This window comes from Mesorhizobium sp. M7A.F.Ca.AU.001.01.1.1, from assembly GCF_004022735.1.
Taxonomy (GTDB): Bacteria; Pseudomonadota; Alphaproteobacteria; order Rhizobiales; family Rhizobiaceae; genus Mesorhizobium; species Mesorhizobium ciceri.
In genome coordinates, this window is sequence record NZ_RZPF01000256.1 from 1 (window position 1) to 7859 (window position 7859).

Annotated in this window: 7 protein-coding genes and 2 pseudogenes; 8 read left to right on the plus strand and 1 reads right to left on the minus strand. The window is 62.8% G+C overall.

All coding sequences use genetic code 11. The features are described from left to right. The 4 genes and pseudogenes from EN884_RS17150 to phoB form a co-directional block, all read left to right on the plus strand. Positions 1 to 273 (plus strand): annotated as a pseudogene (locus EN884_RS17150) (phosphate ABC transporter, permease protein PstA); the annotation flags it as partial. A gap of 17 nt (positions 274 to 290) precedes the next feature. Next, positions 291 to 1109 (plus strand): phosphate ABC transporter ATP-binding protein PstB, encoded by an 819-nt coding sequence (gene pstB, locus EN884_RS17155; protein ID WP_013529271.1) that lies wholly within the window; start codon positions 291 to 293, stop codon positions 1107 to 1109. Positions 1110 to 1135: 26 nt separating this feature from the next. Then, complete coding sequence (phoU, locus tag EN884_RS17160; RefSeq protein WP_013529272.1) at positions 1136 to 1843, plus strand: phosphate signaling complex protein PhoU; 708 nt, start codon at positions 1136 to 1138, stop codon at positions 1841 to 1843. Positions 1844 to 1859: 16 nt separating this feature from the next. Then, positions 1860 to 2549, plus strand: a complete 690-nt coding sequence (gene phoB, locus EN884_RS17165; protein WP_010911896.1) for a phosphate regulon transcriptional regulator PhoB — start codon at positions 1860 to 1862, stop codon at positions 2547 to 2549. Between the two features lie 16 nt (positions 2550 to 2565). Here phoB and EN884_RS17170 read toward each other — a convergent pair whose 3' ends face one another. Continuing rightward, entirely contained in the window at positions 2566 to 3813 is a 1248-nt protein-coding gene (locus EN884_RS17170) for an ROK family protein (protein WP_063169146.1), read from the minus strand. Between the two features lie 269 nt (positions 3814 to 4082). Between EN884_RS17170 and xylF the strand changes: the two genes are divergently transcribed. From xylF to EN884_RS17190, 4 genes and pseudogenes are all read left to right on the plus strand, one after another. Next, complete coding sequence (xylF, locus tag EN884_RS17175) at positions 4083 to 5123, plus strand: D-xylose ABC transporter substrate-binding protein (protein ID WP_013529274.1); 1041 nt, start codon at positions 4083 to 4085, stop codon at positions 5121 to 5123. A gap of 142 nt (positions 5124 to 5265) precedes the next feature. Continuing rightward, positions 5266 to 6618, plus strand: coding sequence for a sugar ABC transporter permease (locus EN884_RS17180; RefSeq protein WP_063169145.1), 1353 nt, complete (start codon positions 5266 to 5268; stop codon positions 6616 to 6618). 11 nt (positions 6619 to 6629) lie between these two features. Continuing rightward, positions 6630 to 7430, plus strand: coding sequence for an ATP-binding cassette domain-containing protein (locus EN884_RS17185; protein ID WP_063169144.1), 801 nt, complete (start codon positions 6630 to 6632; stop codon positions 7428 to 7430). 127 nt (positions 7431 to 7557) lie between these two features. Continuing rightward, positions 7558 to 7859 (plus strand): annotated as a pseudogene (locus EN884_RS17190) (histidine kinase); the annotation flags it as partial.

Below are 7859 nucleotides of genomic sequence, written 5' to 3' on the forward strand. Positions count from 1 at the left end.
ATCCTCACCGGCACCATCATCGGTCTTGCGCGCGCGCTCGGCGAAACCGCGCCGCTGCTGTTGATCGGCATGGTCGCCTTCGTCGCCGATCCACCGACGACGCCTTTCGATCCGGCCACCGCGCTGCCGGTGCAGATCTATATGTGGGCGAACGAGGCCGAACGCGCCTTCGTCGAGCGTATGTCCGGCGCCATCATCATCCTGCTCGTCTTCCTCATGGCCATGAACATCACCGCGATCGTGCTTCGGCGTCGGTTCGAGCGGCGCTGGTAGAAAAAAGGCATTTTGGTATGAACATCATGACCGAACAGTCCCTTGAAAACGCAGTGGGCGACAAGATGAAGTCGAACGAAGTGATAAAAATGCGCGGCGACAAGGTCGGCGTGTTCTACGGCGAGAAGCAGGCGCTGTTCGACGTCGATCTCGACGTCCGCCTGAACCAGGTGACGGCGCTGATCGGCCCCTCCGGCTGCGGCAAGTCCACCTTCCTGCGCTGCCTCAACCGCATGAACGACACCATCGATTCAGCACGGGTAACCGGCAAGATCACGCTCGACGAAGAGGACATCTACGACAAGAACATCGATGTCGTCGAACTCAGGGCGCGCGTCGGCATGGTGTTCCAGAAACCCAATCCGTTCCCAAAGTCGATCTACGAGAACGTCGCCTATGGTCCGCGCATCCACGGATTGGCCAAGCGCAAGGCCGACATGGATCAGATCGTCGAGTCCAGCCTGAAGAAGGCGGCGATCTGGAACGAGGTCAAGGACCGTTTGCAGGAACCTGGCACGGGTCTTTCCGGTGGCCAGCAGCAGCGCCTGTGCATTGCACGCGCCATCGCCGTGTCGCCCGAGGTGATCCTGATGGACGAACCGTGTTCGGCGCTCGACCCGATCGCCACCGCTCGCGTCGAGGAACTGATCGACGAACTGCGTCAGAACTATACGATCGTCATCGTCACCCATTCGATGCAGCAGGCAGCGCGCGTGTCGCAGCGCACCGCGATGTTCCATCTTGGCTATCTGGTCGAGGAGGGCGCCACCGACAAGATGTTCACCACCCCCGACGACAAACGCACCCAGGACTACATCACCGGCCGGTTCGGCTGATCTCTGGCATATGAGGGACGAAGATCATGGGTGAACATACCGTTGCATCTTTCGATGAGGATCTGGAGCAGATCAGCCAGCTGATCCGCGACATGGGCGATCTCGCCCGCTCGATGGTCGGTGGCTCGACCAGGGCTTTGCTCAATTCGGACAATGCGCTGGCGCAGCGGGTGGTTTCCGACGACGCCATCATGGATGCACGCCAGCGCGAGCTGGACGATCGTGCCATCACGCTGATCGCCAAGCGCCAGCCAATGGCCAACGATCTGCGTGCGGTGGTCGGTTCGATCCGCATGGCCGGCGACCTCGAGCGCATCGGCGACCTTGCCAAGAACATCGCCAAGCGCGTCGGCACTGTCGGGCTGAGCGTCACGCCGCACGACCTTTCGCATTCGATCGACGCAATGGCGCAGCTGGTGCTGATCCAGGTGCAGGGGGTCGTCGACGAGTATGCCGCCGCTGACGCGGCAGCGCTTGCCACGCTCAGAAACAATGATGAACGCATCGACGTCAAATACACATCGGTGTTCCGCGAACTTCTGACCTACATGATGGAAGATCCGCGCAACATCACGGCGTGCACGCACCTGTTGTTTTGCGCCAAGAACCTCGAGCGGATCGGCGACCACGTGACCAACATCGCCGAAAATGCCTATTATGTTTTGACCGGCACGCAGTTGCCAGCCAACCGTCCGAAGCAGGACGAGACGGCAATGTCCGCGCCAGCGGCATGACAGGGGTGACCAGCCGATGATCGCGCCACGCATCATGGTGGTGGAGGATGAGGAGCCGCTAGGCGTGCTGCTCCGCTACAATCTCGAATCCGAAGGTTACCAGGTCGAGGTGGTGACGCGCGGCGACGAGGCCGAAATCCGGCTGCAGGAGAACGTTCCAGACCTTCTGGTGCTCGACTGGATGGTGCCTGCGGTTTCCGGTATCGAACTCTGCCGCCGGCTAAGGATGCGTCCCGAGACCGAGCGGCTGCCGATCATCATGCTGACCGCGCGAGGCGAGGAAAGCGACCGCGTGCGCGGCCTCTCGACCGGTGCCGACGACTATCTGGTCAAGCCTTTCTCGACGCCGGAGTTCATGGCCAGGGTCAAGGCGCTGCTGCGCCGGGCCAAGCCGGAAGTGCTGTCCAGCGTGCTCAAGGTCGGCGATATCGTGCTCGATCGCGAATCGCACCGTGTCTATCGCAAGAAGAGCGAAATCCGGCTCGGGCCGACGGAATTCCGCCTGCTTGAATTCATGATGCGCCATCCAGGCCGCGTGTTCTCGCGCAGCCAACTGCTCGACAATGTCTGGGGCGAGACGATCTACATCGACGAACGCACGGTCGATGTGCATGTCGGCCGGCTGCGCAAGGCGGTCAACAACGGCCGTATGCCCGATGTCATCCGCACCATCCGTGGGGCGGGTTACGCCATTCGCGAGGACTGAACTCCCTCGTTTGAACTCACGCCACGTTCTTGCCGCCGAGACCGGATCTCGCCTGCACGCCCGGCGCAAAAATCTCCTGATCGACGAAGATTAGCGCCCGCATGGCGCAGCCTTCGCGGATCAGCGGCAGTTCGTTCGGCTCGGTGTCGAAGGAAATCGACTTGGAATGCTGGCCGCCGGCGGTCTGGGCAATCGCTTGCCGCAATGCCGGCTCGATCAGGTCGAAGGCGGCGGCGCTGACGCCGACCATGGCGACCGGCGCCGGATCGATCAGCGCGAACAGGCTGCCGAGGCCGTAGCCGAGCGCTTCGCCGGCCTTGCGATAGGCTTCCCGTTCGGGTCCGTCCCTTTCGCGGGCGGCGGCAGCCAGGGCGCGCATGTCGGCATCGCTGACATCGGCGACGGGTTCTGCATCCTCGCCCATCTGCCGCGCGTTGCGCCAGATGGCATAATTGCCGGCATAGGCTTCGACGCAGCCGCGCCGTCCGCAGCGACACAGCGCCCCGTTCGGCCGATGAATCATGTGGCCGAATTCGCCGCCCGAGGAATGGGTGCCGGTGAACAATTCGCCCTTCAGCACCAGCCCCATGCCGATGCCGTGCGACAAAAGGATAGCGATGAAATCGTCGCGGTAACGATCGGGGTCGCGCCAGCGCAGCGCCACCGCCATCATGTTGCAATCGTTCTCCATAATGGCTGGGATGCCGAACTCGTCTTCGAATATGTCGGCGAAGGCGATGTCGGTGTGCGGCGTGATCGGCGACCACAGCATGGCGCGGGCACGGGTGTCGGTGATGCCCTGGACGGCCAGCGCGATACGGGCGATGCTGCGCACGTCCAGGTCGGGATCTTCCAGGCGGCGCCGCACGATTGCCGTGCACTCACCGATCAGCGAGTCGCGCGACATCGTCAGCGTGTCGAGCCGGCGCTGTTCCTCGGATATTACCTGGCCGGCATAGTCGATGACGGCGACCGAGAGGAAGTTCAGCGACAGCACCACGGTCATTACCGCGGCCGCTTCCGGATTGAGGCTGAGGCCGACCTGCGGACGGCCGCGTTTGAGCGAGCCGGCCTCGCTCGGCTTGCTTTCGGTCAGGATACCTTCGACGATCAGGTCGGATGAGATCGCCGAGATCGTCGAATGGCTGAGGCTTGTGGTTGCGGCGATCTCGGTGCGCGACGGCTGTCCGGCGCGGCGCACCGCCGCGATCACCATCGCGCGGTTGCGGCGGCGCAAATCGTCGTGGCGGATTCCGACCGACATGCTCTTTCATATCCTCCCGGTCGCCGCGGTTCTTCCTGCCCTGGAACGCTGTCGGTGACGCGGTCAAATACTGGCAGAAGCCGCGCGCCGTGTCATTTATTTATTCCGAGGCCCGAAAAAAATTCGAAACGACATCAAAATCCATCAGAATCGATGTTGACAGCGTTCGGGCGTTGGCCCAGTATTTTTTCGAGGCTCGAAAAAATAGGGCCTTTGTGCCGGCCTTCGGGCCAGTTTGGTCGCGCCATACGCGGCGCAGGGAGGATAATATGAAAAGATTCACAGCCGCCATCCTGGCGGGTGCCGCCATGTCGCTGACGCTCGCGTCTGTCGCGCAGGCGAAGGACAAAGTCGTCGGCGTTTCGTGGTCCAACTTCCAGGAGGAACGCTGGAAGACCGACGAGGCCGCCATGAAGACGGCGATCGAGGCCGCCGGCGACAAGTACATCTCCGCCGATGCGCAGTCCAATCCCGGCAAGCAGCTTACGGACGTCGAAAGCCTGATCTCGCAGGGCGCCAATTCCCTGATCATCCTGGCGCAGGATGCTTCGGCCATCGGCCCGGCCGTGCAGAAAGCCCTGGACGAAGGCATTCCGGTCGTCGGCTATGACCGGTTGATCGAGAACAAGGATGTTTTCTATCTGACCTTCGACAACAAGGAAGTCGGCCGCATGCAGGCCCGCGAAGTGTTCAAGGTCAAGCCGGAAGGCAACTACGTCTTCATCAAGGGCTCCGGTGCCGATCCCAATGCCGACTTCCTGTTCTCGGGCTCGATGGAAGTGCTCAAGGAAGCCATTGACAGCGGCAAGATCAAGAATGTCGGCGAAGCCTACACGGATGGCTGGCTGCCCGCCAACGCCCAGAAGAACATGGAACAGTTCCTGACCGCCAACGACAACAAGGTCGACGCGGTGGTCGCGGCCAATGACGGCACTGCCGGTGGCGTCGTCGCGGCGCTGACGGCTCAAGGCTTGGCCGGCACCGTGCCGGTCTCGGGGCAGGACGGCGACCACGCCGCGCTGAACCGCATCGCCCTGGGCACGCAAACCGTGTCGGTGTGGAAGGACGCGCGCGAGCTCGGCAAGAATGCCGCCGAGATCGCCTCGCAACTGGCCGACGGCAAGAAGACGAGCGACATCGCCGGCGCCAAGGACTTCACGACGCCGGGCGGCAACACCGTCAAGTCGCTGTTCCTGACTCCGGTTGCCATCACCAAGGACAATCTCAACGTCGTCATCGACGCTGGCTGGATCAAGAAGGACGAAGTCTGCGCGGGTGTCGCTGCCGGCACCGTCGCGGCCTGTAACTGATCCGGACCACTTCGAAATATCTGAACGCCGCGGCCCAAAAGCCGCGGCGTTTTCTCAAAGAATTGTGTTTCCGCATCATGCGGATAGCTTCTAGGCTGGGCTCCGGCATGCGCGTCAGACGGCCAGCCGGTGGGAGGAAATCATGACCGACACGACGTCCAACCCGCAGGCCGATACGGCGCGCGCGTCGGAACTCGGCGCCGTCGCCCGGTTCCTGAAGGCGACCGAGATCGACACCCGGATGCTCGGCATGATCGGCGCGCTGCTGGTCATCTGGATTGGGCTGCATGTCATTTCCAGCCTGCGCCTCGGCGTCAACCCGCTCGATTTCGACAGCCGCACCTTTCTCACGCCGCGCAATCTGTGGAACCTGTCGGTGCAGACATCCGCGGTCGCCATCATGGCCTGCGGCATGGTGCTGGTCATCGTCATGCGCAACATCGACCTGTCGGTCGGTTCCGCCGAGGGCCTGATCGGCATGGTGATGGGATTTGCCCAGGTGCATTTCCTGGTGCGTTTTGTCGGGCTCGAACTCGGCAATCCGTGGATCTGGGCCCTGGCGCTGGTCATCGGCCTGGCGCTCGGCCTGTTGATCGGCGCCTTTCAAGGCTTCGTCATCGCCTATCTCGAAGTGCCCGCCTTTATCGTGACGCTGGGCGGCCTGCTGGTCTGGCGCGGTGCTGCCTGGTGGGTCACATCAGGCCAGACCGTGGCGCCGCTTAACGCCACCTTTCAGCTGATGGGCGGCGGGCCGGCGGGATCGATCGGCGCAACCTGGAGCTGGGTTGTCGGGATCGTCGCCTGCCTCGCCGTGGTGTTTGGGCTGTTCAACGGGCGGGTGCAGCGCAAGCGTTTCCGTTTTCCGCTACGTCCGATCTGGGCCGAGGCGCTGCTCGGTGTCGTCACCTGCGGCGCCATCATGGGTGCGGTCTGGCTCGCCAACTCCTACCCCTGGCCGATCGGCATCGTGAACAGATATGCGGCCGCCAACAACATCACCGTTCCCGAAGGCGGCCTGTTCATCGCCCACGGTATCGCCATACCGGTGCTGATGGCGGTCGCCGTCGGGCTGGTCATGACCTTCATCACCAACCGCACCCGTTTCGGCCGCTATGTCTTCGCCATCGGCGGCAATCCCGAGGCGGCCAATCTCGCCGGCATCAACACGCGCTGGATCACCATGAAGGTGTTCATGATCATGGGCGTGCTGGCCACGATTGCCGCGGCGATCTCCTCGGCCCGGCAGAATTCGGCCACCAACGTGCTTGGAACGCTCGACGAGCTGCTCGTCATTGCAGCCGCCGTGATCGGTGGCACGTCGCTAGCCGGCGGGTCGGGAACGATCATCGGCGCCATGCTCGGCGCCCTGCTGATGCAATCGCTGCAGTCCGGCATGGTGCTGCTTGGTGTCGACTCGCCGCTGCAGAGCATCGTCGTCGGCGCCGTACTGGTGATCGCCGTGTGGCTCGACACCGTCTATCGCAAGCGCGTCTAGGAGGGCATGCCATGACTGACAAGACTGCTCCTGCAGCCACCGCGCTGATCGACATGAGGAACATCTCGATCGCGTTTGGCGGCATCCGCGCCGTCGACGACGCCTCGATCGATCTTTTCCCCGGCGAGGTCGTGGCGCTGCTCGGCCATAATGGCGCCGGCAAGTCGACATTGATCAAGATCCTGTCCGGCGCCTACAAGCGCGATTCGGGCCAGATCTTCGTCAACGGCGAGGAGGCATCGATCTCCAACCCGCGCGACGCCAAGAAATACGGCATCGAGACGATCTACCAGACGCTGGCGTTGGCCGACAATGTCGACGCCGCCGCCAATCTGTTCCTCGGCCGCGAGTTGATGACCGCCTGGGGCACGCTCGACGACGTTGCCATGGAGGCCGAGGCGCGCAAGGTGATGGGTCGGCTCAATCCCCGGTTCCAGCGTTTCAAGGAGCCGGTGATCAAGCTGTCGGGCGGCCAGCGGCAATCGGTGGCGATCGCGCGTGCGATCCTGTTCAACGCCCGCATCCTGATCATGGACGAGCCGACGGCCGCACTTGGTCCGCAGGAAACGACGCAGGTCGGCGAACTGGTCAAGCAGCTGAAGTCCGACGGCATCGGCATCTTCCTGATCAGCCACGACATCCACGATGTGTTCGAGCTTGCCGACCGGGTCTGCGTCATGAAGAACGGCCAGGTGGTCGGCACCGCCCGCACCACTGATGTCACCCAGGACGAGGTGCTGGGCATGATCATTCTGGGCAAATGCCCGCCAGGCGCCATTCCCGGACCGGGCGCGCTGAAGATCGCGGCCTGAGATCAAGCCAGATCGCGGTTGCCGGACACGTGATATGCCAGCCGTAGGGATGGCTTGGCCTTGGCATTGTGTTGGCAGGGCGACTTGCGCATAAAGGTCCGACATTGCTCAGGGACCGCACGATCCGTTGAAGAAGCTTTTCCCGATCATCGCCTTTATCGCCGTCGCGCTGATCAGCATGGTGATGGCAGGTTTTGCCTACTTCGCCACGCAGGAAGCCGCGCGCATCAAGTTCGAGGCGACTGCCGACGATGCGCTCAACCGGATCGAGAGCCGCATCGACCTGCATCTGTCGCTGCTGCGCTCGACGCAGGCCCTGTTCGACGCCCGCAATGGCGATATTTCTCGCAATGAGTTCAAGGCCTTCTTCACCGCGCTCGATGTCGACAAGAATTTCGCCGGCTTGCGCGGTATCGGCTTCCTCAGGCT

Bases quoted from the DNA above. Each gene is read 5' to 3' on its own strand.
- pstB (WP_013529271.1), top strand. From the start codon at position 291: ATGAACATCATGACCGAACAGTCCCTTGAAAACGCAGTGGGCGACAAG.
- phoU (WP_013529272.1), top strand. From the start codon at position 1,136: ATGGGTGAACATACCGTTGCATCTTTCGATGAGGATCTGGAGCAGATC.
- phoB (WP_010911896.1), top strand. From the start codon at position 1,860: ATGATCGCGCCACGCATCATGGTGGTGGAGGATGAGGAGCCGCTAGGC.
- EN884_RS17170 (WP_063169146.1), bottom strand. From the start codon at position 3,813: ATGTCGGTCGGAATCCGCCACGACGATTTGCGCCGCCGCAACCGCGCG.
- xylF (WP_013529274.1), top strand. From the start codon at position 4,083: ATGAAAAGATTCACAGCCGCCATCCTGGCGGGTGCCGCCATGTCGCTG.
- EN884_RS17180 (WP_063169145.1), top strand. From the start codon at position 5,266: ATGACCGACACGACGTCCAACCCGCAGGCCGATACGGCGCGCGCGTCG.
- EN884_RS17185 (WP_063169144.1), top strand. From the start codon at position 6,630: ATGACTGACAAGACTGCTCCTGCAGCCACCGCGCTGATCGACATGAGG.